This window comes from Candidatus Nanosynbacter sp. HMT-352, from assembly GCF_021222645.1.
Classification (GTDB): domain Bacteria; phylum Patescibacteriota; class Saccharimonadia; order Saccharimonadales; family Saccharimonadaceae; genus Nanosynbacter.
Map to the genome: position 1 here is coordinate 533,811 of NZ_CP089520.1, position 26,042 is coordinate 559,852.

31 protein-coding genes, 3 tRNA genes and 2 pseudogenes are annotated in these 26,042 nt (G+C 42.1%); 13 read left to right on the forward strand and 23 right to left on the reverse strand.

Annotation, left to right across the window (positions count from 1 at the left end; all coding sequences use genetic code 11):
• Nucleotides 1–20: 20 nt before the first annotated feature.
• The 11 genes and pseudogenes from LR957_RS02860 to tilS form a co-directional block, all read right to left on the reverse strand.
• Nucleotides 21–1,388, reverse strand: a complete 1,368-nt coding sequence (locus LR957_RS02860; protein WP_232272841.1) for an LssY C-terminal domain-containing protein — start codon at nucleotides 1,386–1,388, stop codon at nucleotides 21–23.
• On the reverse strand, nucleotides 1,385–2,095 hold the full coding sequence (locus LR957_RS02865) for a guanylate kinase (RefSeq protein WP_232272842.1): 711 nt from the start codon (nucleotides 2,093–2,095) through the stop codon (nucleotides 1,385–1,387). The genes LR957_RS02860 and LR957_RS02865 overlap by 4 nt, the downstream gene beginning before the upstream one ends.
• A gap of 178 nt (nucleotides 2,096–2,273) precedes the next feature.
• Nucleotides 2,274–3,233: an elongation factor 4 family protein gene (locus tag LR957_RS02870; protein WP_232272843.1), complete on the reverse strand. Its 960-nt coding sequence runs from the start codon at nucleotides 3,231–3,233 to the stop codon at nucleotides 2,274–2,276.
• Between the two features lie 80 nt (nucleotides 3,234–3,313).
• Nucleotides 3,314–3,865 carry a hypothetical protein gene (locus tag LR957_RS02875; protein ID WP_232272844.1) on the reverse strand — a complete coding sequence of 184 codons (552 nt, stop codon included), beginning with the start codon at nucleotides 3,863–3,865 and terminating at the stop codon, nucleotides 3,314–3,316.
• Nucleotides 3,866–3,956: 91 nt separating this feature from the next.
• Complete coding sequence (locus tag LR957_RS02880) at nucleotides 3,957–4,271, reverse strand: dUTP diphosphatase (RefSeq protein WP_129744686.1); 315 nt, start codon at nucleotides 4,269–4,271, stop codon at nucleotides 3,957–3,959.
• Nucleotides 4,272–4,488: 217 nt separating this feature from the next.
• Nucleotides 4,489–4,752, reverse strand: coding sequence for a SemiSWEET family transporter (locus LR957_RS02885; protein ID WP_061582780.1), 264 nt, complete (start codon nucleotides 4,750–4,752; stop codon nucleotides 4,489–4,491).
• Between the two features lie 46 nt (nucleotides 4,753–4,798).
• Nucleotides 4,799–4,975: pseudogene (locus LR957_RS02890) on the reverse strand (transposase); the annotation flags it as partial.
• A gap of 112 nt (nucleotides 4,976–5,087) precedes the next feature.
• Nucleotides 5,088–5,900 (reverse strand): annotated as a pseudogene (locus tag LR957_RS02895) (GTP-binding protein); the annotation flags it as partial.
• The gene (gene murJ, locus LR957_RS02900; protein WP_232272846.1) at nucleotides 5,900–7,552 is read right to left on the reverse strand and encodes a murein biosynthesis integral membrane protein MurJ; all 1,653 of its coding nucleotides are present in this window, start codon (nucleotides 7,550–7,552) and stop codon (nucleotides 5,900–5,902) included. The pseudogene LR957_RS02895 and the gene murJ, both read right to left, overlap by 1 nt.
• A gap of 6 nt (nucleotides 7,553–7,558) precedes the next feature.
• Nucleotides 7,559–9,427 (reverse strand): ATP-dependent zinc metalloprotease FtsH, encoded by a 1,869-nt coding sequence (ftsH, locus tag LR957_RS02905; RefSeq protein WP_232272847.1) that lies wholly within the window; start codon nucleotides 9,425–9,427, stop codon nucleotides 7,559–7,561.
• 28 nt (nucleotides 9,428–9,455) lie between these two features.
• Nucleotides 9,456–10,292: a tRNA lysidine(34) synthetase TilS gene (gene tilS, locus LR957_RS02910; protein ID WP_232272848.1), complete on the reverse strand. Its 837-nt coding sequence runs from the start codon at nucleotides 10,290–10,292 to the stop codon at nucleotides 9,456–9,458.
• A gap of 74 nt (nucleotides 10,293–10,366) precedes the next feature.
• On the opposite strand from tilS, the gene LR957_RS02915 reads away from it, so the two are divergent.
• A tRNA-Met gene (locus LR957_RS02915) sits at nucleotides 10,367–10,443 on the forward strand.
• Between the two features lie 45 nt (nucleotides 10,444–10,488).
• Here LR957_RS02915 and LR957_RS02920 read toward each other — a convergent pair.
• A complete protein-coding gene (locus LR957_RS02920) occupies nucleotides 10,489–10,653 on the reverse strand; it encodes a hypothetical protein (RefSeq protein ID WP_232272849.1) in 165 nt (54 codons plus the stop codon).
• A 139-nt stretch (nucleotides 10,654–10,792) separates the two neighbouring features.
• Here LR957_RS02920 and LR957_RS02925 point away from each other — a divergent pair, with 139 nt between their 5' ends.
• From LR957_RS02925 to LR957_RS02950, 6 genes are all read left to right on the forward strand, one after another.
• Nucleotides 10,793–11,530: a hypothetical protein gene (locus tag LR957_RS02925; RefSeq protein WP_232272850.1), complete on the forward strand. Its 738-nt coding sequence runs from the start codon at nucleotides 10,793–10,795 to the stop codon at nucleotides 11,528–11,530.
• On the forward strand, nucleotides 11,524–11,811 hold the full coding sequence (locus tag LR957_RS02930; RefSeq protein WP_232272851.1) for a hypothetical protein: 288 nt from the start codon (nucleotides 11,524–11,526) through the stop codon (nucleotides 11,809–11,811). The genes LR957_RS02925 and LR957_RS02930 overlap by 7 nt, the downstream gene beginning before the upstream one ends.
• Before the next feature lie 8 nt (nucleotides 11,812–11,819).
• Entirely contained in the window at nucleotides 11,820–13,190 is a 1,371-nt protein-coding gene (locus tag LR957_RS02935) for a dihydrolipoyl dehydrogenase family protein (protein WP_232272852.1), read from the forward strand.
• Between the two features lie 30 nt (nucleotides 13,191–13,220).
• A tRNA-Ile gene (locus LR957_RS02940) sits at nucleotides 13,221–13,296 on the forward strand.
• A 58-nt stretch (nucleotides 13,297–13,354) separates the two neighbouring features.
• Nucleotides 13,355–13,804 carry a hypothetical protein gene (locus LR957_RS02945; protein WP_232272853.1) on the forward strand — a complete coding sequence of 150 codons (450 nt, stop codon included), beginning with the start codon at nucleotides 13,355–13,357 and terminating at the stop codon, nucleotides 13,802–13,804.
• A gap of 43 nt (nucleotides 13,805–13,847) precedes the next feature.
• Nucleotides 13,848–13,924, forward strand: a tRNA-Met gene (locus LR957_RS02950).
• A 37-nt stretch (nucleotides 13,925–13,961) separates the two neighbouring features.
• Here LR957_RS02950 and LR957_RS02955 read toward each other — a convergent pair.
• The 3 genes from LR957_RS02955 to LR957_RS02965 all read right to left on the reverse strand — a co-directional run bounded on the left by LR957_RS02955 (nucleotide 13,962) and on the right by LR957_RS02965 (nucleotide 15,530).
• Nucleotides 13,962–14,453: a hypothetical protein gene (locus LR957_RS02955; protein WP_232272854.1), complete on the reverse strand. Its 492-nt coding sequence runs from the start codon at nucleotides 14,451–14,453 to the stop codon at nucleotides 13,962–13,964.
• Between the two features lie 137 nt (nucleotides 14,454–14,590).
• Entirely contained in the window at nucleotides 14,591–14,797 is a 207-nt protein-coding gene (locus LR957_RS02960; RefSeq protein ID WP_082001355.1) for a hypothetical protein, read from the reverse strand.
• Nucleotides 14,798–14,864: 67 nt separating this feature from the next.
• Complete coding sequence (locus LR957_RS02965; RefSeq protein WP_232272855.1) at nucleotides 14,865–15,530, reverse strand: hypothetical protein; 666 nt, start codon at nucleotides 15,528–15,530, stop codon at nucleotides 14,865–14,867.
• An 84-nt stretch (nucleotides 15,531–15,614) separates the two neighbouring features.
• Here LR957_RS02965 and LR957_RS02970 point away from each other — a divergent pair, with 84 nt between their 5' ends.
• Nucleotides 15,615–16,865 (forward strand): UDP-N-acetylmuramate--L-alanine ligase, encoded by a 1,251-nt coding sequence (locus LR957_RS02970; protein WP_232272856.1) that lies wholly within the window; start codon nucleotides 15,615–15,617, stop codon nucleotides 16,863–16,865.
• Here LR957_RS02970 and LR957_RS02975 read toward each other — a convergent pair.
• Nucleotides 16,862–17,209, reverse strand: a complete 348-nt coding sequence (locus LR957_RS02975; protein WP_232272857.1) for a nucleoside triphosphate pyrophosphohydrolase family protein — start codon at nucleotides 17,207–17,209, stop codon at nucleotides 16,862–16,864. The two genes, LR957_RS02970 and LR957_RS02975, sit on opposite strands and share 4 nt — an antisense overlap.
• A gap of 17 nt (nucleotides 17,210–17,226) precedes the next feature.
• On the reverse strand, nucleotides 17,227–17,868 hold the full coding sequence (gene trmB / locus LR957_RS02980; RefSeq protein WP_232272858.1) for a tRNA (guanosine(46)-N7)-methyltransferase TrmB: 642 nt from the start codon (nucleotides 17,866–17,868) through the stop codon (nucleotides 17,227–17,229).
• 24 nt (nucleotides 17,869–17,892) lie between these two features.
• On the opposite strand from trmB, the gene LR957_RS02985 reads away from it, so the two are divergent.
• Nucleotides 17,893–18,795, forward strand: a complete 903-nt coding sequence (locus LR957_RS02985; RefSeq protein ID WP_232272859.1) for a mechanosensitive ion channel family protein — start codon at nucleotides 17,893–17,895, stop codon at nucleotides 18,793–18,795.
• Between the two features lie 4 nt (nucleotides 18,796–18,799).
• Here the strand turns inward: LR957_RS02985 and LR957_RS02990 are convergent, their stop codons facing one another.
• Genes LR957_RS02990 through LR957_RS03005 form a run of 4 tightly spaced genes read right to left on the reverse strand, consistent with a single transcriptional unit; the run spans nucleotide 18,800 to nucleotide 20,230 of the window.
• Nucleotides 18,800–19,144, reverse strand: coding sequence for a hypothetical protein (locus LR957_RS02990; RefSeq protein ID WP_232272860.1), 345 nt, complete (start codon nucleotides 19,142–19,144; stop codon nucleotides 18,800–18,802).
• Complete coding sequence (locus tag LR957_RS02995) at nucleotides 19,137–19,679, reverse strand: hypothetical protein (protein ID WP_232272861.1); 543 nt, start codon at nucleotides 19,677–19,679, stop codon at nucleotides 19,137–19,139. Before LR957_RS02995 ends, LR957_RS02990 begins: the two co-directional genes overlap by 8 nt.
• Nucleotides 19,680–19,719: 40 nt before the next feature.
• A complete protein-coding gene (locus tag LR957_RS03000) occupies nucleotides 19,720–19,989 on the reverse strand; it encodes a YtxH domain-containing protein (protein WP_129631738.1) in 270 nt (89 codons plus the stop codon).
• Nucleotides 19,990–20,008: 19 nt separating this feature from the next.
• Nucleotides 20,009–20,230 carry a hypothetical protein gene (locus LR957_RS03005; RefSeq protein WP_232272862.1) on the reverse strand — a complete coding sequence of 74 codons (222 nt, stop codon included), beginning with the start codon at nucleotides 20,228–20,230 and terminating at the stop codon, nucleotides 20,009–20,011.
• 156 nt (nucleotides 20,231–20,386) lie between these two features.
• On the opposite strand from LR957_RS03005, the gene LR957_RS03010 reads away from it, so the two are divergent.
• The 3 genes from LR957_RS03010 to LR957_RS03020 all read left to right on the forward strand — a co-directional run bounded on the left by LR957_RS03010 (nucleotide 20,387) and on the right by LR957_RS03020 (nucleotide 22,205).
• The gene (locus LR957_RS03010) at nucleotides 20,387–20,926 is read left to right on the forward strand and encodes a VIT1/CCC1 transporter family protein (protein ID WP_232272863.1); all 540 of its coding nucleotides are present in this window, start codon (nucleotides 20,387–20,389) and stop codon (nucleotides 20,924–20,926) included.
• Between the two features lie 113 nt (nucleotides 20,927–21,039).
• Nucleotides 21,040–21,978 carry a cellulase family glycosylhydrolase gene (locus tag LR957_RS03015; RefSeq protein ID WP_232272864.1) on the forward strand — a complete coding sequence of 313 codons (939 nt, stop codon included), beginning with the start codon at nucleotides 21,040–21,042 and terminating at the stop codon, nucleotides 21,976–21,978.
• A 50-nt stretch (nucleotides 21,979–22,028) separates the two neighbouring features.
• Nucleotides 22,029–22,205, forward strand: a complete 177-nt coding sequence (locus tag LR957_RS03020) for a hypothetical protein (RefSeq protein WP_232272865.1) — start codon at nucleotides 22,029–22,031, stop codon at nucleotides 22,203–22,205.
• Nucleotides 22,206–22,258: 53 nt separating this feature from the next.
• On the opposite strand, the gene aspS is transcribed toward LR957_RS03020, so the two are convergent.
• Both aspS and LR957_RS03030 read right to left on the reverse strand, forming a co-directional pair.
• Nucleotides 22,259–24,037, reverse strand: coding sequence for an aspartate--tRNA ligase (gene aspS / locus LR957_RS03025; RefSeq protein ID WP_232272866.1), 1,779 nt, complete (start codon nucleotides 24,035–24,037; stop codon nucleotides 22,259–22,261).
• A 38-nt stretch (nucleotides 24,038–24,075) separates the two neighbouring features.
• Nucleotides 24,076–25,098 (reverse strand): CBS domain-containing protein, encoded by a 1,023-nt coding sequence (locus LR957_RS03030; RefSeq protein WP_232272867.1) that lies wholly within the window; start codon nucleotides 25,096–25,098, stop codon nucleotides 24,076–24,078.
• A gap of 53 nt (nucleotides 25,099–25,151) precedes the next feature.
• Between LR957_RS03030 and LR957_RS03035 the strand changes: the two genes are divergently transcribed.
• A complete protein-coding gene (locus LR957_RS03035) occupies nucleotides 25,152–25,844 on the forward strand; it encodes a DsbA family protein (RefSeq protein WP_232272868.1) in 693 nt (230 codons plus the stop codon).
• Nucleotides 25,845–26,042 lie beyond the last annotated feature (198 nt).

Genomic DNA, 26,042 nt, shown 5'->3' on the forward strand with positions numbered 1-26,042 from the left:
TACAAGCAGAGTGCCAAGCCTTATCGTCTTTCCGTAAAGTAGCGCGCTGCATCTGAAGAGAATAACATCATGATCATAATATGTACGCCAATTGAAGTCAAAAGCAGCATAATCGACGCATTAATTCGCCCAATTGTCACGGATAAAGATTCGGTGACAATAGCCAATGTCGCCACAGAAAGTAGTGAGATTCGCGCCCGACTACTTCCTCGAAGTAACATCCCAACCAACACGATTTCCGCCACGACCAACAACACATTAAAACCAGCCATCATTGACAACATAGTATTCGCGGCATTTATATCAATTCCGTCAATATTTGCAACCTGCACTAAAGTTGTCGGCCAGCTAGAAAAGTCCACCAACATTTGCCCAATTGTAAATAGAGACGCCAAAATCATCAGCCCACTGCCAATTAAAATCTGCGGTGGTCGGCGACTCCAAAGATCTTCCAATAAAGTTTCGTGATTCCGCGGATGACGATCATAAATTGTGCCATCCATAATCACTCCGAGCCGCGTTGAAGCCGTGACATTACTGTCAGTCTTTATCCTACCGACTTCCAAAATTGGCAAATCACCATCAGTGCGAATGGAATCTCCGAAACCGTTGCGCGAATGATAACCCGTTGAAAAATCCTTTAATATCGTTATTCTAATATTTTTATTACTACTCTTAACAGACTCAATAATATAATCCCGTTCGATATCAATATTCTCATCAATTTTATGTGTGAACTGAAAAGTAAACAAAGAAAAGCCAACACTCTTATCATATGTACCAGCCGCCAGCCAATCAACCCGATGACCACCAGGAAGAAGCCAGCCACTTGGGCATCGCCAAAACCTAACATGATGACGACGCCTTGGATTACCGTCAACCTCTTGCTGATAAGCAAAGTCTTGTCGCCTACCAAATAGAAATGCTGGCGACACCGGAGCATTCGGATAACTACGACCACTCAGCACCGTAAATGCCATTTTCCATGCCGATCTCGGAGTTATATCATCCGCCAAAACCCAGCCAGCCTCAGTCATTGCTTTGTGAAGTTTTTCTTCCGAACCGCGCACGCTCAAATTTACAGGATCACTTAATACTCCATCTGCTGTTCGTGTCCTGCCGATAAAATAGTTCGGTACATACATATTGCTCAAAATTCGATGAAGCCTAGGTAGCGCCAAATACGCCACAATTATCCACACAACAAAGAATAAGCCAACCAGCCACCAGCCGCCCGTCGCCCAACCTTCTCTAAGTACCAACCACGCCAACCAAAACGACGCCAAACCTGCAAAGATAAAAAAGGATTGGTCTAACAATGTAGCCAAGGTCTTCGAGGAACGATCTTGCCTGGCTGCTATTTTTTTTGGAGTTTTTACTGAACTCATAGATTAATTATATCATTGAGGAGATTTCGAGCCACTAAACGCGCCTCGTCATCTTGACGCTTAAACACGTCGCCGCGTAAAATAATTTCCTCGGTCACTCGAATTGCTCGCTCCAAATCGTCATTGATAATCACGTGATAATACGGAACTTCAAGCGCGTAAGCCAACTCTTTTACCGCCGAGGCATGACGCTTCGGCCACTCTGCTTGAAAATCTTCTTCAGTTGCGTAACGCTTTTTTAATCGCTCAATCCAAGTTCGACTATTTGGCGGTACAATGAAAATCGCAATACTATCTGGCGCCAGTCGCTCATATTCCTCCACACCCTGAACGTCAATGTCGGTAATTGCCACGCGGTTCTGATCGTGCGCTAATTTTAACTCAGCCACTGACGTCCCATAAACCGTACCGTGAACAAACTTTGCCTCGATGAATTCATTATTTTGTAGCATATTTTCGGCAGTTTGCGAATCAATAAAGTGATAATCAATTCCATCTTGCTCGGCACATCCATTATTTGTGCGTGGCGCACGCGTAGTATGAGAAACAATATCACGAAACTCCGGTGACTTCAGCAATTGTTTTTTTATTGTGTCTTTGCCCGCACCAGAAATTCCCGCAAGTAGCGCAATTTTCGTACTTTTAACCAACTCAATTGTTGGTTCAGTTGGCTGATAATTTACAATAAGATCTTCAATACTTGGCATAATATTTACCTATAATAACTCATCAAGTACGGATTGCCAATTGGGAAATTCAGAACTTCCAAAACGAATAAGCCGACCAGTAAACTCATCAATCGACTCAGGCAATATTTTTATTAAGCAGATTTGAAGTCCACTAAAACGCTATCCATATCAATATAAACAATAGATCTTTTCACAATTAGTCCCTTTTTAGCATCACCATAAATGCCTCACTCGGTATGTCAACTTTACCAAAGCGTTTCATTCGTTTTTTACCGCGTGCCTGCTTGGCGAGAAGCTTCTTTTTACGACTGACATCGCCGCCGTAAAGATAGCCCGTAACGTCTTTTCGATAAGCGCCGATATTTTCCCTGGCAATAAATTTACCGCCAATTGCCGCTTGCAATGAAACCTCAAAACTCTGACGCGGCACAACTTCTTTCAATTTCTTAACAATCTCACGCCCCAAATGTTGAGATTCTGACCGATGACACATTACACTCAACGAATCAACCATTTCGCCTGCCACATAAAAATCGACGCGCACCAAATCTTCCACTTGATAATCCGCCAACTCATAATTAAACGAACCGTAGCCACTGGTAATAGATTTCAATTGGTCATAAAAATCCGTTAATAAATTCGCAAGAGGCGCCGCAAATGAAATCAGCGCCCGCTCGTCAATGTAACTCAGGTTTTTCTGGCGACCACGCTTGCCCACAATCAACTGAATCACCGCGCCTATGTAATCCTGTGGCACGACAATTTCGCCATCAATCCATGGTTCGCGAATCTCTTTTATCTGCGCTGGGTCGGGCAATTCGCTGGCGGATTTAATATCCAATTCCTCGCCATTCGTCAGACTAACTTGATAATCAGTACTCGGATTCGTAACAATCAAATCCAAATTATACTCACGCTCTAGTCGTTCGCGAATAATGTCCATATGAAGCAGACCCAAAAATCCAATTCGCACACCGTAGCCCAGTACTGGCGAATTTTCCGGCTCAAACTGCAACGCCGAATCGCTCAGACTCAACTTTTCAATTGCCTCTTTCAGGTCATTGTAGTCTTCGTTGGACACCGGGAAAAACCCCGCATAAACAAACGGCTTAACTTCTTTATAACCTGGAAGTGGTTTGACAATCGCCTTAGACATTCACTAACAATTATACCATTCTTTACAACTAGACAGTTGTGTTAAACGCTCATTTCCGTTGTATTGGCAAGGTTTTGTGACTATGGAGTATACGAAGTATGTATATCAACCTGCTTTGAAGGAGATTTTAAAGGATATAAGAACGGCAATTCTCTATTTGGCACAATATCATAAAATCTTTGATATTGCTCGCTCTCGAATTCTTCTTCGTTTCCTTCACAGAAATGTAGCTGAGTATGTTTCCTTGATATTCCTACTCGTTGCACCAATAGCCCAGCACGAGACCAATATTCCGAAGTTGTGTCAGCTTCCAACCCATATCTAGCCAGAAGTAAAGCAATAACAGGTTTATGTATTTTTGAAGTTTCCCCCGGGTGAAGTCCCAATTCAGGAATTGCTGTTTCAAAAAAGTATGACAATATTGACGTACCCGCCTTATATTCATCTGGGGCATTCTTAAATAGCATACCCGCAAAACAAGCCTTCCTGCCAACTTCTCTATAGCCAAGACGAGCCATGGGTTTTTCTGGATCATCTCCAAAAACTATTCTCTTCACTCCAGAAGGAGCCGTCACTTCGTTTGCAACAAGGCAAGCTCCATTAGCAAATCTGATTGGCGGCAAGTCGCTCATCTTAATTAAAATATTTCCCCAGCGTTACTGTATCACCAACCCGCGCATTTTATTATCTTATCTAATCTACGCTTTTCAATACTAATATGCACTATTTCCACTGCCGCGTCTGGTTGATCTTGTGCTTCTCAAAATACACTTCCGCCAAATTGACGTCAAACCGATTTGCCAATTCCATCAAATAATTCAGTACGTCCGCAAACTCCTCGCGCAGATTGTCGTGATTGTCAGGCTTTTTCTCGCCCTTAAATCCCGTCTCTTTGCGAACTGCTTTTGCTAGCTCGCCAACTTCCTCAGTAAACAATAAGAATACTTCAGTGACAGAATTTTTGTCCCACCCCTTCTCTTTACATGTTTGATCGAGGTGTTTTTGTAATTCAGTTAAGCTGATTGTTTGTGGATTCATGGTTTTTCCTTCTTTAATCTTAATTAACTTACACTTGATGGAATATAAACATAGCAGGAAGCAAGAATCTGCTCGCTATCCAATCCTATTTTTAATTACTATTATACTCTGATTTATCAAACAATATATCACTTTGGTTAAATATTTTTTCCTGTGATAGTCCAAAATCTCTACCAGCAACTTTTTTATGAAGTTGCTGGTTTTGTTTATATAACTTTTATAAAGAAGTAATAAAAGTTAAACCGCCTAATATCACTCCCGCTGCATTGGGAATGATGAGGATCCAGTCTTTTTTAGGTTCTTTTGTCCAACCATAGATTACCCAAATTAAACAAGAAACTGCTGCGAATAGTGGTTGGAATGGTTGAGCTTTTTCTCCTTGTAGGTTAGCGATAATTTGTGGAATATATGCAATAAAGACAAGGATCCCAATAAAAGCTCCAATAGATCCGACAAAGCGATTAATTTTTTGTTTAGACATATAATATCTCATGAGGTTTTATTATATTATAAAGGAAAAGATGCTGTCAATAATTTTGTGTAAACACTCTAGTAGAGTCTTCAAACAAAGTAACTAAGTAACGTTCCAGAGCCTCCTCGTTAGGAAAAAGAACCTTCTATTTCGTTTGACGTTTGATTTCTTTATTAAGAGACTTAATGAGTTTTGTCGAATAAATGCTATGCCAAATCTGGTAAGGAAACTGATTTCAGCAATCATACGCGTCAATACTACGAACCAACGCCAAAAAAATTCAGTTAAGCTTATTGTTTGTAGATTCGTGGTTTCCCTTTTTAATCTTAATTAAAATATCTCCCCAGTGTTACCGTATCGCCAACCCGCGCCTCGCGTGTCGTTTTCAGGTTCGTCACAATATAGCCAATTTCGCCAGTTTCAAGCGAAGGGTCGGGTTGCATGGCTGGGTTAAGATGACCGACTTCCAGAGCTAGTCCATCTGCGCCAGTCGCCATCATTCGGATAGATTCGCCCTTTTTAATTCGCCCGTCAACCACCCGCACATATAAAATCACGCCACGATAATCGTCATAATAGCTATCAAAAATCAGCGCCCTAGTTGGACCATCAACCTCGCCAACTGGCGCCGGGATTCGCTCAACAACCGCATCCAAAACCTTATCTACGTTTTGACCAGTTTTAGCAGAAATATGAATAATCTCGCTCTCGTCGCAGCCCAACAAATTAATGACTTGCCTGGATACGCGCGGTATATCGGCGGCCGGCAAATCAACCTTATTTAACACCGGAATAATTGTCAAATCCTGCTCCATCGCCAAGTAAACATTCGACAATGTTTGCGCCTGAATTCCCTGACTAGCATCTACCACCAATATCGCGCCCTCGCAAGCCTGCAAGCTACGCGAAACTTCATAGCTAAAATCGACATGCCCCGGAGTATCAATCAAATTCAGATCGACATTTTTATATCGCATTCGCACCGGCGCCAGTTTAATAGTGATTCCTTTTTCTCGCTCCAAATCCATCGAATCCAGCAATTGCGACTTCATCTCGCGCTTTTCTACCGTCCCAGTCATCTCCATCATTCGATCAGCCAGCGTAGACTTGCCGTGATCAATATGAGCAATAATACAAAAATTCCGAATATTTTCCATTAGCCCTTAAACTCCAATCGCCCAAATAATACTTTTTTCAATCGTGCAAGAATCGGGTCAATTTCTGGCAATTTTAGCCACTTTGAAGCCGCGGCATACGCGCCAAAACTGACCAATGAAATGATAACAAATTTCGGAAAAGCGCTAAAGAAACTGTCGTCATGATAACGAAACGGCATAATTAGCACGGCAATATAACAAACCACTCCCGTAATAGTACCGGCAATTATCATCTTAAAAATCGCTCGCACAAACGTCATATCGAATAATTTTGGCATTTGACGATTCATAACCGCCAAAAGAACAACCACCTCCAAAACCGCCACTGTCGATTGTGCCCAAGCCAATCCATATGCACCCATTTTCAAGACCATTGATAGGACGATTGCTAAGATGATATTCAAAGTAATCGAGAAAATTGAAATATACAGCGGAGTTTTCGTGTCTTGGCGGGCGTAAAATGCTCGCGCGGCCATGTGATAAATAGTTCGGAATAAAATCGCCACAACTAGGCAGCCCAAAATTCCCGCGATTAGTTGATTGCCACCATTGCGGATAAAATGCACGACGTATCCCCTGGTAAAGAAAATCACCACCGACACCGGAAGTGCCATCCAAAAAATAATTCTCAGCAGAGAACGTAGGTCTTTTTGAAATAGGTCATTTCGACCTTCGCCCAAATGCTCAGTCAATTGAGGAAAGGCGGCATTTGAAATCGCCACGCCAATAAGATTGATCGGCATCATATGAAGAGTTAAAGCCTGCTGGTACGCCCTAACCGTTCCATCGGCCAAGCGCGAAGCCAAATTTACCTCAACCAAGCTAACTACATAATCCATTCCTTGGTCAACAGAACGTGCCGGCAGTAAAGATAAAACTTTCCTAAATCCCTTATTCCGCCAATAAATTTTGAAATTGTAATCAAACCCAAGCCCAGCCAAACCAACTGCGCTAACAATCAATTGCAGAAACGAACCCAAAACCACGCCTAACGCCACACCCATAATGCCACCATCAAAAATCTGCCAGCCGAATAAATTGACGCCGCCGGTAAACCACACCGTACCAATAATAATACCGACGTTATACAGCATTGGTGCCAGCGCACAGAACATAAATCGTCCAACTGCCTGCTGAATACTAGCAATCACCGCCGCAACCGCAAAGATAAACGGATTCACTGCGATTACTTGCATCATACTAACCGCCAAAGCATGACCAGACTCACTCAGACCAGGTGCGATTAAATACTTCATCAACGGATCGGCGAAAATAATAATCAACACCGACGCCGCCATGGTGATTAGCGCCATAAAATTAATCATACTTGAGCTAATTTGCCAAGCTGATTGTTTATTACCCTTAACCCACCGCTCATTAAATACTGGGATAAACGTTACGCTAAGCGCACCAGAAACCAGCACTGCAAACATAAAATCTGGCACCATAAAAGCTGCAGTGTAGGCATCTAATCCAACCGGATATCCCGCCAGCGCACCGTTTTCACTTGGCATGTAGGCGGAATTAAGTAGACGATCACGAAAAAACCCCAGCAAGCTCGACAACAACGTCGAGCCCGCCAGAATCGTAGCAGCCAATTTCACATTAAGCCGCTGATTTATTTTCGTAACCGTACTACGAACGCGCCCCATAGTGTTTTACGAATGCAGTTTAGCTTCTTTTGGTAATTTTGTGCCCTTAAGGATTTCATCGACCTCAGATTCTTCCAAAGTCTCATCCTTCAGTAAGGCTTCAGCCAGCTTGTCAAGGAATGAACGATTTTCCTTCAACACTAGCATTGCGCGCTGCTTAGCTTCGGTAATCAACTGCGCAACTTCTTGGTCAATCAATTTGGCAGTTTCATCAGAATACGGACGCTCTCTGGTCATTTTATCAAACATCAGGCCGCCATTATCTTCATGGAATACTTGATCGCGAAGACTCTCGCCCATTCCTTGCTCGATAACCATATCGCGAGCAATTTCAGTCGCCTTTCGCAAATCTGAACCAGCGCCAGTGGTAATTCCGTCTTCGCCATAAATCAATTGCTCAGCGATTCGTCCACCCATTGCCCGAGCCAAAATATCCTTAAACTCGTAAACATTTGTGTAACTCTTATCTTCTGGCGGCAAGAACCATGTTACTCCACCGGTACCGCCACGTGGAATAATCGTAACCTTGTGGACTGGGTCGGAATCAGGCAAGACGTGACCAACAATTGCGTGGCCAGCTTCGTGATAAGCAGTCAACTCTTTCTCGTGATCGTTCATTATCTTAGTCTTGCGCTCTGGACCAATTGCCACACGCTCAAACGCCTCGGTTAATTCGTCATTCGTAATCTTCTTCTTGTTGCGACGTGCAGCGATGATTGCAGCCTCATTGGCCATATTTGCCAAGTCCGCACCAGATGAGCCAGCAGTTTTTGCCGCTAGTTTATCAAGATCAACAGTTTCGTCAGTTGGCTTTTTCTTAAAGTGAACTTTCAGAATTGCCTCACGATCTTTGCGTTCTGGTAATGTAATATTCACACGTCGGTCAAATCGTCCAGGTCGAAGCAAAGCTGGGTCCAAAACATCCGCTCGGTTGGTTGCCGCCAAAACAATAACGTTCGTTTCGCCATCAAAACCATCCATCTCTACCAAAATCTGGTTCAGAGTTTGCTCACGCTCATCATGACCACCACCCATACCAGAGCCACGCTTACGTCCCACGGCGTCAATCTCATCAATGAAGATGATACATGGAGCATTTTTCTTAGCCTTAGAAAATAGATCTCGTACTCGGCTAGCGCCAACACCAACAAACATTTCCACAAATTCAGAACCAGAAATTGAGAAGAATGGCACGCCAGCCTCACCAGCAACAGCTCGGGCTAGCATTGTCTTACCCGTACCAGGATTACCGACTAACAATACGCCTTTTGGAATCTTTGCGCCCAAATCTTTATATTTCTTCGGATGCTTGAGGAAATCAACAACTTCCTGTAGATCTTGCTTGGCGTTATCATTTCCAGCGATATCCGTAAACAGAACCTTTTCTTTGTCTTGGCCGTACAGGCGAGCCTTACTCTTGCCAAATCCCATAGCTTGATTATTTTGACCCTGAGCTTGGCGCATCATAAACATAAAGAACATCACGATAATCAACACAGGCACAACCATAACAGCCAGATTCCACATAGTTTCGCCGGTTGTGGATGGTGGAATAACCTTCACCTCAACCTTAGCATCCTTGTTCAAGCCCTGCTCATAAATGCTACTAGATTCCTTAACTGAATGCTCGGTAGGTTTTGATTGGTCTTTTGGAGTGATCTTAATATCATTTCCCTGAATCTCCAATTGAGCAATTTTACCGTCATTTGCTCGACGCACTACATCAGATAATGCAACATCTTTAAGATTTGACGCGGGGAAGAGTGTTGCGTAAAAAATTAACGCTACAAAAATTATAATTGCCCAAAACAATCCAAATCGTAAAATTTGACTTATTCTATTCTTTCCATTTCTTTGAGGCATCTTAACAGCCATTCTCAACTAATCCTTTCGCCTATACTAATCAAACTCTCTTTATTATAACACTTCTTAGCGTCAATTTCATCACAATGCCGCCGCCAACTTGCCAGCAAGAGCCAACTCTTCCAGTTTTTATAGCAATCAACATACGCTCCAATTGAGAGCCTAGTAGCGACACACTATAATGTCGTAAAACGTAATAATATAGTAATTCTTGTGCGACATCATCATCTATCATCGTCAAGAAATACCGGCCCAGGACTTCTCTATCAAACTTCTCTATCTCCTGCTCAATTTCCCCTCTTAATTCTCTCTGTTTTCGCCACGCCTCATATACTCCAAGTTTCTGATATTCATCAAGCTCACGATTTATCTTACGCCTAAATTTATTCCTCTGATACAAGTCGCTTTGATTTGTCTCATCTTCACACCATTCCAATTTCTGACAAATTGCATATTCATAGATTCTCTGCTTCGTCCAACTATTCATCGGTCTAACTATTTGACTATCACTCATCCCCGCCAAGCCTCGCCACCTGGAGCCGCGCTTAAGGTTCATTGCTACAGTTTCAACAATGTCATCTCGATGATGCGCCGTTACTATCACGCCACCAAAATCCGTCGCCACGCCACGTAAAAATTCATACCGCCTTTGGCGTGCCAATTCTTCACTGGCATCAGCCCCTAGCTTTTCGCGTCGACAAACAAATTGTATTTTATATCTATCAGCTAAAGCCTCGACAAATCTAGCATCACTCGCCGATTCCTCACGAATTCCGTGGTCAAAATGAGCGACCACCAAATCTTTTTCCGTTCGCGACATCAAATCCAGCAAAACTACCGAATCAATCCCACCACTGACTGCGATAATATATCTCACATATCCATTATCTCACAATTTACCTAAAACGTATTTGGCAAATTTTATACTATCTGTTACAATCAATGCAGTGTGGCACCGTAGCTCAGCTGGTTAGAGCGCAGGACTCATAAGCCTGAGGTCGGTGGTTCGGGTCCACCCGGTGCTACCAGAAATTATCTTTCCTCGTCGATACGACGGGGAATTTTTATAGACACTAAATTAGCTCAACCTCCTCAGATTGGACACCATCCAAAGCTGCCAATCGTCGCGACACAAAACTATCCAATTCCCATGAATTACGCTGACGCTCCCACGTTGCTAAATCCTTTTTTCGGGTTACTTCTAAAAATTCAGCTAATTCACTGGTATTGATTTCCATATTTTTCCTTTTTTGTGTTAATTATTTAACTGTCTTTATACTATCATAAATTTGACAAAAAAGCAATACCTTTTTCGGTCATTATTTACCTTTTCATTCCGCTTGTGGTACACTGGTAGGGAAGGATTTATACACAAAAATGACCCCCGTAACAATCTCGTCACTGGCCACCATAATTTTTGCAGCGATTATTCACGCCAGTTTTCAGCTTAGCGTCAGTGTTTTAACGTTACTTAGCGGACATTCAATTGGCAAAAAAACTGCCCAGAGAAAAATTTTTCGTATGAGCAACAGTTTTGTACTTGGAGTCGCAATGATCACCTTGTTACTTATCAGCTCAATTTCCTATTTCTTATCACTATTCATCCACCACGTTACCAGCGCAGAGCAGCTCGTTGCCGCCGTCTCTTCAGGGATGATGTTTGGATTAGGAATCGCAATTTGGGCATTCTACTTTCGAAGACAACCAGGAACTTCATTATGGCTTCCACGCAATTTTGCAGAATATTTAAACAAGCGCACCAAAAAAACCAAAAATTCCATAGAAAGCTTTGCCCTGGGAATAATTAGTGTTATTGCAGAAATCATATTTATTATCGCGCCAATTATAGCCGCCAGTCTGGCTATTATCACCCTACCAAACCCCTTCTTGCAAATCATCAGTATAGCAATCTACGTCATTGTATCTGCACTACCATTGTTTGTCGTTATCATCCTGATCGGCAGCGGACGCAGCATCTCTAATTTACAACGTTGGAGAGAAGATCATAAGAGATTTTTGCAATTCGCCAGCGGTGGTAGCTTATTAATTTTGGCAGCGTTCCTATTCGTCGACCGCGTTATTGGCGTTATCAGCTACGGAGGCAATTTATGGTAAAGTCAGGTCAAATTGACGTTATCAAACAAGGAAAGCGACCGCCGGAGGAGTTTAGCCCAGACAAGCTCCATAATTCCATAATTGCTACTTGCCTAAGCGTTCGTACACCAGAAGGTCAAGCTCAAGATATCGCAAAAACCGTCACTTTGGGTGTTATGAATTGGTGCGAAACTCACCCAGAAATAACCTCTACCGATATCCGCCGCCAAGCACAACGCATTATGAAAACTCTACATCCTGACGCAGCCTATTTATATAAAAATTATAAAACCATAATTTAGGAGATTTAATGTCGCAAAAACCGACTTTTGACTATGACTATATCGTAATTGGTAGTGGTGCTGGCGGTTCACCTGCAGCCAACATATTAGCAAGTGCCGGAAAAAAAGTTGCTGTTGTAGAAAAATCAACATTCGGCGGGGAATCACCAAACTGGGGAGATGTACCAACTGGATTTTTAACTCATGCTCTTAATGTTTATCAAACAGCCAAAGATGCCGCTAAATTTGGGCTGCGCACTAAATTGATTGGATATAATTACCCTTCTCTACTCTCCTGGAAAGACAAAGTTATAAAGAGAACTGGAGCTGGTGGTAATCGCTATTATTACGAAAAGCAAGGCATTAGTGTTTTTGCTGGCAATGCACATTTCTTGAGTCCGAATGAAATCGCCGTCAATCGCAGACATTTGTCCGCTCGCAAATTTCTCATTGCAACTGGATCTGATTGGCAAATTCCAGAAATACCTGGATTAAATACCGCTTCTCATCATACTCCAAAAACTATTTTTAGCTTGAAGCGCCCACCAAAAACCATGTTCATTGTTGGTGCGGGAGTTACAGCACTAGAATTGGCGCACATCTTCTCTACCCTAGGAACAAAAGTCTACGTAGCAGAGAAATCATCCAGAATATTATCAACATTTGACCCAGAAGTCAGCACTTTGGTTGCGAATGACGCAAAAAATCGCAATATTTCAATCTTAGCTCGCACTAAGATTATCGCCATACAGAAATCGTCCATACAAAAGCGTGTTACCTTTCTGCAAGGGCGAATAGAAAAATCTGTGCGCGTTGATGAGATTCTAATTGCCGGCCAACAATTGCCTGCAACAGATTTAGGCTTAGAGAACGCTGGCGTAAAATATACCGAGAATGGCATTTTGGTTAATTCTTCCCTGCAAACTTCCGCTCGACATATTTTTGCCGCAGGAAATGTAACTGACGCTAATATCCAAACTCACACAGCTTTAGCGCAGAGTCGTATTGCGGCTCATAATTTGCTACATAACAATAAGATTAAATTCAATGATTCCCCACGCCTACAAGTTGCATTTACTCAGCCAGAAATAGCTCAAATTGGAATGAATGAATACGATTGTAAGATGAAAGGAATAAGCGCAAAAATAGCAACTGTTCCGCTCACAACTACCGTACGCAGCAACATTACCGACCAGCGAATAGGTTTTGTGAAATTGATCGTTGATAAGAAGCGAGTTGTCGTAGGTGGAACAATTGTCGGACCACATGCTAGCGATATGGCAGCCGAGCTAGCCCTGGCCGTTCGACATAAAATTACCAGCGAAGAACTAGCGTCCACTCCGCACTGTTTTACTTCTTGGTCAGAAGCCGTGCGAATTGCCGCTGGAAAACTTCTATAATTACCTCTGATGCGCTATAATAAGTCTCACGGGGGCGTAGCTCAGGGGTTAGAGCAGTCGGCTCATAACCGATTGGTCGCTGGTTCGATCCCAGCCGCCCCCACCACAGTCTGAATTTGATAATCATAAGATGAATATTTTTACCATTCCTGCTACAATATTATGTGGTAGGTATTAAATTTGCAAAAATGAACAAATTAAAACTCAAACGATTAATCTACAGAATACAGCATGACTATTTAACTCTAAATAATGTCGTTATTGCTGCTGCGATTTTAATTGCTATGAGTTGGGCCTGGGGCTCTATTGAGTCAATGCAGAAAAACTACGAATTACAACGCTCTATTGACGACAAACGCCAGCAAGTGGAAATAGAAAAATTGCAAGTCGCTCTACTGGAATACGAATCGAAATATTATCAAAGCGAAGAGTATCAAGAATTGACTATTAGACAGCGCACGGGGAAAGGTTTACCTGGCGAAAAACAGCTCGTCACCCAGTCATTTGAGAACTCCACGCCTGCACAAAAATTCGCATCAAACACGAAACAGACCGACAGCAACTTTCAGCAATGGATGAACTTTCTATTTGGCGGCAATAGTCATAAACGCTAAGGTATTGCAATTATCACGTTAAGCTGATATCATAATTATGTATCGCGGGGTAGAGCAGCCTGGTAGCTCGTTTGGCTCATAACCAAAAGGTCGTAGGTTCAAATCCTACCCCCGCCACCAAGAAAAATCCCTCTTCATTCAGAAGGGGGCTTTTTCTTTACGCATCATTATCTATGCAACCCTTATTCCAACCCGAACGTTTCTTGCCTGCTTTAGTCAGAGATGTGGCTGTGCGAACTTTTTTATAATCCAAAACATCATTTAGAACAGCCTCCCCTAATTTACCATACAGTTCACAATCAAGCTTAAGTGGACATGATTCACAAGCATTTATAGCAAGTCTGCCGACTTCAGAAATATCACTACCCCTGTTTCTTTCTATGCGACGAGCTCGATCATAGTTGCCACGACCTCTATGATATTCGGCAAAGCCAGCACGACGACGAATCCTGCCGAAAAGATCACACATCTCAACTATAATTCTATTTCTCTTCGTAAAATCTTTACCGCTATAACTATTCACATCAGGAGCAAAATCTTCACCTGAATAATCCAGCGGCACAACATTACCGTCCGAATCAACAACATCAATAATGCCCGCTCTGTTCGGTCTAGCAAGCTCCAACACTTCAACCGTCTTCGACTTCATACAGTAGCTATTATACCACAATATCCATAAATAATCAACCCCGCAAAAAAACTCCCCTGCTTTTTACAGAGGAGTTATGGCACCTGTTTGTTTGGTTCTACTATATCACCAAACGCGCTTATGGTGCAAGCAAAGGACTATTTTTTCTTAGAAATTGTCAAAAAGCCGTTGCGTGGGTTTTCTTTCACAATACGATCTTCTGGTAGATCACATGGTGTACCCTTTTCATTCTTCTCAACCTTAGCGAAGAAGTAAATAGTTTGAGTCTTGCCACCGCGCAAAGTTACGTCAGTCTTATGCAAGTAATATGTGATGCCCTTTGAGTTGGTATGTTTATAAGCCATTTGGTTATATACCTCCTATTAATGATATACCTATATAGATTACTATCTCTATATCACCCCTGTCAAGCTAAAAAAGCTTATTTTGTCGTCTAAGCATCAACTTTAATATCCCCAGAACAACCAACCTCATTACAATAATCATGGCAATGAATATCGTCACCAAAAGAGACCACCCCGCATAATCAGCTGACCATATCGGCGAGATGAAAGTATGATAATACGGCTCAGTTGAAGGCGCTTCAAACTGCAAGTTAGCGGCTTTCGCGGCAGGATATTTTGCCCACTCCTCATTAATACAACTGATATACCTCGGATCCGCCTGTGTCGTAAATCGGCCGTAACCGCCTTGCTGCGCCCTAGCATCACAGACAGCCCTAACTTTCGACACAGTATCATTGTTAGACTGATTTTTTATCTCCTCCTCGAACTCTTTCAGCTTCCGGTCATACATTTGTTTATACGTATGATCCAGTGCAATCTTTCCTGGATCAGCGTTCATATGTGTAGATACATAACGCTGCAAATCGTATAGTCGCTGCTGAAGATTGACTATATCTCCAGCCTTATCTGCATTTTCTACAGATTCTCGTCGCTCGACCATACCAACATTATTCAGCCTCAAAAAAGTTGCCGAAATAAAACCAGACATAATCAATAAAATAACCAACTGCCAAGTCTTAATCTGACTGAGTCGCTTAATTCTGAACTTGGTTTTCTTCTTGTCTATAGCCATCCCACCACCTTATCTATGATTTTAGTATAGCAAATTATCCCAATGACGTGAATATTGTTACCACTGCGGTGGTATAATATTTGTATGCGAATTTATTTTTCAGGAATTGGCGGCGTTGGTATTGGACCACTGAGTAGAATTGCTTTAGAGGCTGGATATGATGTTTGCGGCTCCGACAAATCACCAAGTCTAATCACAAACGAATTAGAGTCAGCCGGAATTCCTATTTCTTTTGATCAATCTGGCGCGTTCTTGCAATCAGAGCACGATAAATCACCATTTGATTGGTTTATTTACACCGCTGCTTTACCAGAAAATCACCCAGAATTAGTCTTGGCGCGAAAATTAGGCATAAAAACCAGCAAGCGCGACGAATTATTAGCGCAAATAATCGCCGATAAAAACCTGAAACTTATCGCGGTCGCTGGCACCCACGGAAAAACCACAACAACGAGCTTGCTAGTTTGGACAATGGAGCAATTGCAAATTCCTGTCAGTTATTCCGTGGGTTCGACTTTAAGCTTTGGACCGAGCGGAATGTTTGATAAAAATAGCCAATTTTTCGTATACGAGTGTGATGAATTTGACCGCAACTTTTTGCATTTTTCTCCAGAAATCAGCCTTATCACATCTGTTGATTACGACCACCCAGACACATATCCAACAAAAGAATCTTACTTAGACGCCTTCTGTGAATTCGGTGAAAAATCTAAAAAAGTTATCGCGTGGCAAGAAAATTCCGCCATATTTGATGAGAAAAATCTAACAATCTTGTACGATTCCAATAAAAACATCACTCTGCCCGGCGAGCACAACCGAAAGAACGCTACTTTGGTGATCGAAGCTTTGAAGAATATCGGAGTGGATGCGGAGGAGTCAGAAATATATCAAGCAATAAACTCCTTCCCCGGCTCAGGACGACGTTTTGAAAAGCTCGCCGAAAATCTATACTCTGACTACGGACATCACCCGGTTGAAATTCAAGCAACATTACAGATGGCTAAAGAACTGTCAAACGATGTAGTCCTAGTTTATCAGCCACACCAAAATGTTCGCCAGCACGAAATAATAGACCAATACATTGACAATATTTTTCATGATGCTAACGAAATTTACTGGCTGCCAACTTACTTAACTAGAGAAAATCCAGATTTGCCAATTTTAACGCCGCAACAACTTGCTAAAAATATTGACAAAGAAAAAGTTCATTTTGCCGAATTAGACGATGGTTTATGGCAAGAAATAACCGCAGCAATGAACTCTGGCAAGCTTGTCCTATGTATGGGCGCTGGCACAATCGACGGATGGATTCGCGAGCAATTATCTAAAAATTAGCGATCATCGCCGCTGCCGTGAATCTTCCCCCGACTCTGACGGCTAAACAGTTTATCATTATTTCTGCGAGCCACTTCTTCCAGACTACAGTCAAGCAAATGAGCCACAGAATTAACATACCACAAAACATCACCGAGCTCTTTTATTATCGCGTCCCTATCGTCTTCTGAAATTTTTCCATTTTTATCACGTAAGATTTTCTTAAATTTCTCCATAATCTCGCCAGACTCACCACTTAATCCCAATATCTGCGCCATCAACCTCGCGTCAACATCACCATATTTATGAGAATCTTTATCTGTTAAAGTAGAAATTGCTTTAGTTGAGTAGTCGTTAAATTGCATAATATTCCTTTCATTTATTAGCGGGTAGTTCTTACGAAATTAATAGTTTTTCCTTCACCAATCCACCTTTGCTCGTAAGTCGTCATTATTTTATATTCGTCATTTAGCGCGGATTCATGAAGATCAAAACTCAACTCTTTAATTTGCCATTTTTCTGCCACCAATTGCTCCAAGCTCCAACAGAAAAAATTGTGATCGTCGTGTTTAATTAATAGAGATCCGTCCGATTTTAGCAATGAAGAATACTTCTTCAAAAAATTAGGATGAGTCAAGCGACGCCCAGCGCTATGCTTCCTCGGGAACGGATCAGGAAATGTTACCCAAATTTGCCCCAAAGAATTCTGTTCTACTAATTGGTCTATTTGGTCAGCCCGTGCTCGAACAAAAAACACATTTTCTAACCCCTTTTCCTCGGCAATTTTCGCACCCTTTTGTAATCGATCACCTTTCACGTCAATTGCTAAAAACGTCTTTTCAGGATGACGCAATGCAAGCTCCACGTTGAATAGTCCAGTTCCAGCACCGATTTCCAAACAATCGACTTCCCGTTTTATCCACTCGTCAAGCTCAAAACATAGAGGTGAATTGTGGAATAAAGCGAATTTATACTTCTTACGTTTTCTGGTGATAATAAATTGATTCGGATCGACAAAACTCATATTTTCTATTATACTAAATCAATAATGGATAAGCTTATAAAACAGTTCTTAGATTCTTCTACGTTAGGTCAATGGCTACATGGCAATAACCTTGGATGGTTAATTAGTGAGCGTATTGTCGACACAGTCAGCATTATTATCGGCTCTGTTTTTGTTTATTTTCTTGGAAAATATCTATTATCTTGGACTATCCATTACTTTATTCGCTCAACAGCCAAACACCGAGCTTGGCACCGCAAAGATGTAGAAAAACGCGAAAATACGCTCGTTCAATTAACCCGTAGTTTCTGGCGAATCATAATAATTTTTTATGTCGCCGCAATCATCGCCAATAAACTATTCTTATTTGATCTATCACCTCTATTTGCTAGCGCCGGCATAGTTGGTGTGGCACTAGGATTTGGCGCTCAATCTCTTGTTAAAGACTTCCTCTCTGGCATATTCATCATTGCCGAAAATCAATATCGCGTCGGCGACGTTGTTGACGTTATGGGTGCTGCTGGTACAGTTGAAAGAATTGGCACTCGTACCACAGTTATACGCGATTCTGAGGGTAACGTTCACTATGTTCCAAATGGCACGATTCAGCACGTTATCAATAAGACTATGGGCTATAGTATGTCGCGCTTCAGTATTTATATCGACCCAAGTTCTGACATTTCTGCAGTTACAGACATCATTAACACTACTGGTCAAGAATTGGCTAAAGAAAAGGCTTGGCAAAAGAAAATTATCGATCCACCTAAATTTGTTTCAGTTGGTGATATTACCGGGCGAGGGACAGAATTAATTATTGCCGGAAAAACTCAACCCTCCGATCAATGGTCTGTAACCTCCGAAATGCGACATCGATTACTACAGAACTTTGATCGCGAAGGTGTTCTTCTAGCAACACTACCAACACCTACTTCAATAATTAAAAAATAAACTACTAGTTATTAGTAAGTCCCAGCTCTTTATCACTTAACACATCATTGGAAAATGCTTTGATTTTATTCACACTCTCCACTTCTTTATCATAGATTACCAAAAATTCCTTCAACGTATCCTTACTCACTGAACCTTGCGCATCAAATTCATGACTTTTTTCATTCGCGTCCTTGCTAATTTGATTACGGCGAGAAGCATATTCTGGGCGACTTAGATCTAATCGATAAGCATCGGTTTTATAGTAATTAAACATCGCAATCGACACTAAAATAACTGATACTACAATAGTTAACCCAATAAATGCAGCAAACTTATAACTACAAAACAATTCTTTTGCTTTATTCATTAGACCCTCCAGATAGCGAATTTTTAACAACCTGTACCTCTTCTCTATATCTCACTAATAGTTCATCCAAAACCTTGACGTCATCAGAAAGTTTATTACGAGCCTCGCGAGCGACGGTCAATTTTTGATAATAGTCCGCCACATTATTAGAGCAATTTGCACGCTGAAGATCAGCCATAGCAGTGTCGTAATCGTTGTAATTGCTATTAAACTTAAGTCTCGTTGACTCGAATTCATTAGTAATGTTCACCAACTTTGAACTGTCCAGCTTATTGATTGCCAATCGACCGTTCAGCCTGGCCATAAGTTTGGTAGAAATAGAATTATATCTCTGTCCAACATTTACCCTAGTTAGAGCGTCATTGGTATGGATGTTTTTAATAGCAACTCTTACGGAACTACAGTTTCGATCAAGCGTTTTTATAATCTCAGAATCAGCCGTAGCATCGACAGACTGAGCCTCAACTGCCCGTGGCATCACTAACAAACTAGAAGCAATCAAAAAAGACGCGAGATAGAAAGTAACTTTTTTCATCACTTATATTATCTCACGTCTTCTTGAATAGAGTCAAATATTACTTGAAACGTTTTTCGACATTACCCTTAACATCTTTTGCGGTTTCTGCTACAGCATCTCCAACTTTCTGAGAACCAGCTTTTAACGAACTTAAGCTATCTTTTGCTGCGGCAGTCGCTTTGCAAGCTACCTTTTCAGTGTCGGCTTTCATTTTTACAGCCTTATCCTTCAAGTCTTTCCTTGTTTCCTTGCCGCTCTTTGGTGCAGTTAAAATTCCAGCTGTAAAACCTGCTGCTACCGCTCCGATAATTGCTAAAACTTTTTTCATATATTTACTCCTTTTTTAATTATTTTTTACGAAATAAACCTGATATTTCACTAAAAACTTTTGTTGGCGACAACCATTCGGTTGCACTAGCTACGTTAGTTGTAATTTTACTAACGCTTTTCACGACCGTATTAAGTCTTACCAACAAGGCGATGACCACTGCCAGTAGCGTTACGATAATAACCGACAACAATCCTACGATGATTGATAATAAAACGATGGCTGTTTGGATATCCTCCACGCTTTACCTTTCTGTAAAAGTTTATATTTGCTATGTTTATTTTAGCATGCTTGTTAAATTGTTTGTATTAGATAATCTAACTATTTCACTATAGCATAAGCTTATTAAATTGTCAATAGAGGTGTCCGCTAATCGTTAATAATATGATAAACTGGTATGGTTATGCGAGATTTTTTCAAACGATACATACCGGAATTTGTTTATGGCGCAGTTGACGGCACAGTAACGACATTTGCAGTCGTGGCAGCTTCAGCTGGAGCTGGAATATCCAGTTCAGTCATTCTTATATTAGGAATTGCTAATTTAATAGCCGACGGATTCTCAATGGGCTCTAGCGCATATTTAGCAGCAAGTGCAGAACACGGAGAATCTGTACGCGACACCCAAAAACGCTCATCCCCAAAGATCATAGGCGCAGTAACATTCTTAGCTTTCGTGATGGTCGGCAGCGTACCAGTATTGCCATATTTGATTGACGTAATTGCAAACTTAAAAGTACCAAACACGGTATTATTCTACATTAGCTCGGCACTAACTGCGGCAACGTTCTTAGCAATTGGCTTCATCAAAGGTAAAGTCAGCAAACAATCACCTTGGCAGTCTGCAGGCATCACGTTACTCCTTGGGGCGATTGCAGCTGGTTTGGCTTACTTTGCTGGTGATATTTTAGCGTCTTGGTTAGGTGTTCGACTATAACCCTCCAGCCATCTATTTTGGAAGAAAATCCAGATTATTCATGATACAGTAGAAATATGAGCCATCACTCCTCCTCGCCTGCCATGCCCGGTGTCAATCTGGGCGGTTGGCTGGTGCTTGAACGATGGATGACGCCAAGCGTATTTGCCGGAACAGATGCGACCAACGAATATGAACTGTCTCAAACCGTAGACGGCCAGGCGCGCATCCAGCAGCATCGACAAACATTCATCCAGGAAGCTGATATCAAGTGGCTGGCGCAAGCTGGTATACGACTACTAAGACTGCCGATTGGCTACTGGGCGCTTGATGATCAGCCGCCGTATCTATCGGCAAAGCCGCAGATTGACTGGTTGATGGACATGGCTCGGCAGTATGATTTACAGGTACTACTCGACCTGCACGCTGCGCCTGGTGCCCAAAATACCAGTGACCACAGCGGTAGCGGCAATACCGGTAACGTTCAATGGTATCGTCGCACCAATCAACAAAAAACTACGCAAATACTACTGGATATCACCAATGAGTACGGCGAGCATCCAGCCCTATGGGGCGTCGAACTGCTCAATGAACCGCTGGTGAACACCCGACGTGAACGATGGCAGTTGTGGTGGTGGACACGTCAAACTAGTCGAACATTGCGTAGTAAATTACCGCCCCATGTGCGCATCGTGACATCTGATTGCTACCAGCCAGCTTGGTGGTCGGGTCGCGTCGGGTCTAATACGCTAGATATACATCATTATCAGTGCTTCTCCGATACGGACAATCAAGCGACATCGCTAACTCACCACCGTCAGATGCTTGACCAACGGTCTGGCGAATACCGCAATTACTCCCGTCAGCAACCGCTGATCATTGGCGAATGGAGTGCTGCCCTGCCACCAGGTGTTGCCAGCGATAGTACCGAATATTATCACTGCCAATCGCAACTTGCCGTACCAGCAAACGTTGATGCCTGGTTATACTGGAGTTACAAGACCGAAAGTCCTGGAGCTTGGAATTTTCGGGACTGCTATAGTAAGGGGTGGTTTGACAATATGCTTAGCTAGCGGTAGATGATTCAATAGACAGTAACAATGGTAAATGATACAATGTGTATATGTCTTTTACTAAATTAATTTACAGTATCGCAGTCCTGGTCATCATCGCTTGGGTATTGAGCAATGTTTTTCGCCTTGCCGCCTGGTTGATTAATGGATTACTTTACGTTGCAATTCTGGTTGTTATTATTGGTCTTATTGCACAATTTATCAGCCAGAAAAAGCGGCAAAAATAATTTACCTGTCACTATAGAATAATCACGACAAATTTGTTCCGCCGTGATGTATCTTATAGTCCTAATTCTCGTAACTGCGCTGGATCAACCGTTGATGGCGAGTCCATCATCACATCAACGCCAGAGCCATTCTTTGGAAATGCCAGAGTCTCACGGACGTTTTGCTCATCGGTCAATTCCATCAAAATACGATCAACGCCAAAAGCACATCCTGCATGAGGCGGAGCGCCGTATTTGAAAGCGCCTAACATAGCACCAAACTTCTCTTCAACATAAGACTCGCTGAAGCCCAGCAAACCGAACACTTTATATAGCACTGCTGGATTATGATTTCGAACACCGCCAGAGCAAATCTCATATCCGTTCATCACCATATCAAACTGATCAGCGACAATGGATAATTTTTCGGCGTCAGTTTCAGCAGACTCCAGAGCTTGCAAACCACCCTTTGGCATACTGAACGGATTATGACCAAAATCAAGTTTTTTACTTCGGTCATCCCACTCATAAAATGGAAAATCAATAATCCAAGCAAACGCCACGACAGATTGATCTTTAAGGTTAAAGTGCGAGGCAAATTCATTACGTAAGCGCCCCAATACCGTGTTAACAACCGAGCGAGAATCAGCGCCAAAGAACACTGCATCGCCATCAATCGCACCAGTTTTCTGCTGGATATCAGCCAATTCCTTCTCACTCAAGAATTTCGCAATTGGAGATTTTGCTTCGCCGTCTTGATATGTGATGTACGCCAAACCGCCAGCGCCTTCGCTTTTAGCGATGTTGGTGAAATTGTCAATTTGCTTACGACTCAAACTTGCGCCATTTTTTACGCAAATAGCCTTAACACATTCAGCATTTTTAAATACGCCAAACTCAGTCTCCGAGAACACGTCCGTCAGTTCTATCAATTCCATACCAAATCGCAAATCCGGCTTGTCAGAACCGTAAGTTTCCATGGCGTCGCGATACGAAATTCGCGGAATTGAACTGCCATCGCCAACCGCCAAATCACTCAAATCCAACAATTTTTTACCAGCAAAATCAGTTGCCAGTTGCTTCATTAAAGGTTCGACTTCAGAACGAACTTCTTCGCCATTTTCAGCAAAACTCATCTCCAAATCAAGCTGATAAAACTCACCATACAAGCGATCAGCTCGCGGATCTTCGTCGCGGAAACAAGCCGCCAACTGATAATAACGCGGCACACCGCCAACCATCAGCAGCTGCTTAAACTGCTGTGGGGCTTGTGGCAAAGCGTAAAACTTCCCTTCCTGCAAACGACTCGGAATCAGAAAATCGCGCGCACCCTCAGGACTTGAATTAGCTAAAATTGGCGTTTGAATTTCAATAAAATCTCGATTGTCCATATATTCATGGATTCGACGATACATTTCGGCGCGTTTTTTAAGCATGTTTTGCATTTTTGGACGACGCAAATCAAGATAACGATATTTGAATCTTAGTTCTTCGCCGGCTTGATTATCCTCGGCAAATGGCTGAATTGGCAAAGTTTCAGATCGGTTCAAAATCTCCAAATTGTCCACAACAATTTCCACATCGCCACTGGCAATATTCGGATTTTTCAGACCTTCACCACGCTCCGCAACCATGCCACAGGCACGAACCACAAACTCATCTCGTAAGCTTTCCGCCAAAGAAAAAGCATCTTTTTTATCAGGATTAATAACCAACTGAACCAAACCTGTATGATCGCGCAAATCAATAAAAATCAATCCGCCATGATCACGCCTGGAATGAACCCAGCCCGCAACTGTAATATTCTCACCAACTTTTTTAGAAGTTTCTGCCGCCAAAATTCTATTTTTCATATCTGTTATTATAGCATAATCTGGGCAAATTCCCAGAATTAAACATCTCGTCGAGTTTTTGTGGGCAAATTATTTTTCTGCGGATTAGCCGTGGCGGCCTTACGAATATCTCCATAAATATCATATTCGTCAATGATTTTCTGACCTAATAGCGCTTCAATTACGTCTTCTAAACTTAGTAGACCAACTGTTTCTCGAAACTCATTTACAACAATAAACAAGTGGTGCTGCGTTTTCAAAAATGCAGCCAAGGCGTGCTGTAGAGTTTGATTTTCGCGAATATAATAGACGTCTTTACTCATGACTGTTTCCGCACGATGAGATTTTGCCTTGCGATCAATCGTTAACAAATCTTGAATCCTCAACATTCCAACAACATGATCAATGTCGCCGTCAATGACAGGAAATCTGCTATACCCCTTTTTATGAAGATCATCAAGCACTAGCGGCCCGAGAAGTTCATTCATAGGTACCGATTCAATCATGCTTCGTGGCGTCATGATTTCCTCGACCTTCATATCGTTGAACTTCAGCCCGTTAGTAATAAGCTTTTTCTCAGAAGATGAAATCGCTCCGGTGGATTGAGCCACCATTTCCAATAATTCCTCTTTCGATTCAATCACCCGACTATCACCAACCACTGGCGACACCGAACGGATTAGCGACAAAATTACTTGATGTCGCTCAATTGTCGTTAAAATTAGCGGTTCGTATTTTTCATAAAGTTGCTGTGAGTATTTCTGCCACAAGCCAATTCGCGCAACGGCTCCGATTTCTAGAGCTATTATAATTGACAAAACTAGCCCAACCATCCAATTGAATAAACTAACACTGATAATGCTTAAAACCACCAAACATAAAGAAGCCACGGCGCGCTGCAGCGAAATAATATCTCGTAAAAGCTCCCTTTGTTGTAAAAGAATTTTAGCCTTTTCATCACCCAATCCACTTCTCCGCCGCAACTCAAATTGGCTGTGCGAAGATGTTTTTGGCTGGACTCCTAATACTATCAGCAAGACCGCCAAAGTAGCCAAATATCCAAAAATTAGCACAATCGTCATAGTTTTATTGTACAGCATTCCGTGCTATACTTACTAGAGTAAATGGAGGTGAAATGAATAAGAAAAGCTGGATGATTTTTGCAATTATTGTAGTGGCAATTGTCGGTGGAATGATTTACATATCAACACAAAATAGACTAAACGTTAGCGATATCAATAATGATCAACTAAATACAATTATCGGCGCAGAGTCCAGAAATGGCGATATTGCAGATCACGAAATTGGCAGCAAAAGCCCTAAAGTTACAATTATCGAATACGCAGACTATCAATGCCCTGGCTGTAGTGCAGCCGCACCAAAAGCCAAAGCCCTTGCTGAAAAATACAAGGATCACGTTCGACTAATTTTCCGCAACTTCCCGATTGCCAGCTCACACCCTAACGCACGAGCCGCCGCCGCGGTAGCTGAGGCCGCCGGTTTACAGGGTAAGTTCTGGGAAATGAATAAACTTTTATACACAAATCAAGATGCCTGGAAAAACGCCAATATCACAGATCGCGATAATATTTTCAAATCTTATGCTGAGCAATTGAAGCTTAATATCGATCAATATAAAACCGATATTGCCAGCAACAAGGTTAAAAATAAGATCGACTTCGATATGGCTCTCGGCCGCAAGCACGGCGTTGCTGCAACACCAACTTTCTACGTAAATGGAAAAAATACAGAAATGGATAGCTCTGGCTCAATCGAATCATCAGTTAAGGAAGCCTTGAAAAAAGCTGGCGTTGAAGTAAAAGATTAACGCATTTTCGCACAAACCAAAATCCCGCTCCGGTGCCTTGGAGCGGGATTTATTTATAGTCGTCCCTATTCTATCGTTGGAGCGACTGCACTTTTTATTGTGCTATGTATGTTTGCCATTCGGCAGGCACCACATCCACCGCGATCTTTTTGCGCCTTGATGGCACAAATTTGATTGCTATTGGCATGTGTTTTGCAC

What these genes read in the sequence shown, in the direction of transcription:
- LR957_RS02995 (WP_232272861.1), bottom strand. Translation starts at nt 19,679, where the DNA reads ATGAAAAAAGTTACTTTCTATCTCGCGTCTTTTTTGATTGCTTCTAGT.
- LR957_RS02965 (WP_232272855.1), bottom strand. Translation starts at nt 15,530, where the DNA reads ATGGCTATAGACAAGAAGAAAACCAAGTTCAGAATTAAGCGACTCAGT.
- LR957_RS02990 (WP_232272860.1), bottom strand. Translation starts at nt 19,144, where the DNA reads ATGAATAAAGCAAAAGAATTGTTTTGTAGTTATAAGTTTGCTGCATTT.
- LR957_RS02870 (WP_232272843.1), bottom strand. Translation starts at nt 3,233, where the DNA reads ATGTCTAAGGCGATTGTCAAACCACTTCCAGGTTATAAAGAAGTTAAG.
- LR957_RS02955 (WP_232272854.1), bottom strand. Translation starts at nt 14,453, where the DNA reads ATGAAGTCGAAGACGGTTGAAGTGTTGGAGCTTGCTAGACCGAACAGA.
- LR957_RS02885 (WP_061582780.1), bottom strand. Translation starts at nt 4,752, where the DNA reads ATGTCTAAACAAAAAATTAATCGCTTTGTCGGATCTATTGGAGCTTTT.
- LR957_RS02935 (WP_232272852.1), top strand. Translation starts at nt 11,820, where the DNA reads ATGTCGCAAAAACCGACTTTTGACTATGACTATATCGTAATTGGTAGT.
- LR957_RS02865 (WP_232272842.1), bottom strand. Translation starts at nt 2,095, where the DNA reads ATGCCAAGTATTGAAGATCTTATTGTAAATTATCAGCCAACTGAACCA.
- LR957_RS02860 (WP_232272841.1), bottom strand. Translation starts at nt 1,388, where the DNA reads ATGAGTTCAGTAAAAACTCCAAAAAAAATAGCAGCCAGGCAAGATCGT.
- trmB (WP_232272858.1), bottom strand. Translation starts at nt 17,868, where the DNA reads ATGAGTTTTGTCGATCCGAATCAATTTATTATCACCAGAAAACGTAAG.
- LR957_RS03030 (WP_232272867.1), bottom strand. Translation starts at nt 25,098, where the DNA reads ATGACGATTGTGCTAATTTTTGGATATTTGGCTACTTTGGCGGTCTTG.
- aspS (WP_232272866.1), bottom strand. Translation starts at nt 24,037, where the DNA reads ATGAAAAATAGAATTTTGGCGGCAGAAACTTCTAAAAAAGTTGGTGAG.
- LR957_RS03020 (WP_232272865.1), top strand. Translation starts at nt 22,029, where the DNA reads ATGTCTTTTACTAAATTAATTTACAGTATCGCAGTCCTGGTCATCATC.
- LR957_RS03000 (WP_129631738.1), bottom strand. Translation starts at nt 19,989, where the DNA reads ATGAAAAAAGTTTTAGCAATTATCGGAGCGGTAGCAGCAGGTTTTACA.
- LR957_RS02985 (WP_232272859.1), top strand. Translation starts at nt 17,893, where the DNA reads ATGGATAAGCTTATAAAACAGTTCTTAGATTCTTCTACGTTAGGTCAA.
- LR957_RS02920 (WP_232272849.1), bottom strand. Translation starts at nt 10,653, where the DNA reads ATGGAAATCAATACCAGTGAATTAGCTGAATTTTTAGAAGTAACCCGA.
- LR957_RS02970 (WP_232272856.1), top strand. Translation starts at nt 15,615, where the DNA reads ATGCGAATTTATTTTTCAGGAATTGGCGGCGTTGGTATTGGACCACTG.
- LR957_RS02975 (WP_232272857.1), bottom strand. Translation starts at nt 17,209, where the DNA reads ATGCAATTTAACGACTACTCAACTAAAGCAATTTCTACTTTAACAGAT.
- LR957_RS02925 (WP_232272850.1), top strand. Translation starts at nt 10,793, where the DNA reads ATGACCCCCGTAACAATCTCGTCACTGGCCACCATAATTTTTGCAGCG.
- ftsH (WP_232272847.1), bottom strand. Translation starts at nt 9,427, where the DNA reads ATGGCTGTTAAGATGCCTCAAAGAAATGGAAAGAATAGAATAAGTCAA.
- LR957_RS02960 (WP_082001355.1), bottom strand. Translation starts at nt 14,797, where the DNA reads ATGGCTTATAAACATACCAACTCAAAGGGCATCACATATTACTTGCAT.
- LR957_RS03035 (WP_232272868.1), top strand. Translation starts at nt 25,152, where the DNA reads ATGAATAAGAAAAGCTGGATGATTTTTGCAATTATTGTAGTGGCAATT.
- LR957_RS02880 (WP_129744686.1), bottom strand. Translation starts at nt 4,271, where the DNA reads ATGAATCCACAAACAATCAGCTTAACTGAATTACAAAAACACCTCGAT.
- LR957_RS02930 (WP_232272851.1), top strand. Translation starts at nt 11,524, where the DNA reads ATGGTAAAGTCAGGTCAAATTGACGTTATCAAACAAGGAAAGCGACCG.
- LR957_RS02875 (WP_232272844.1), bottom strand. Translation starts at nt 3,865, where the DNA reads ATGAGCGACTTGCCGCCAATCAGATTTGCTAATGGAGCTTGCCTTGTT.
- murJ (WP_232272846.1), bottom strand. Translation starts at nt 7,552, where the DNA reads ATGGGGCGCGTTCGTAGTACGGTTACGAAAATAAATCAGCGGCTTAAT.
- LR957_RS03010 (WP_232272863.1), top strand. Translation starts at nt 20,387, where the DNA reads ATGGTTATGCGAGATTTTTTCAAACGATACATACCGGAATTTGTTTAT.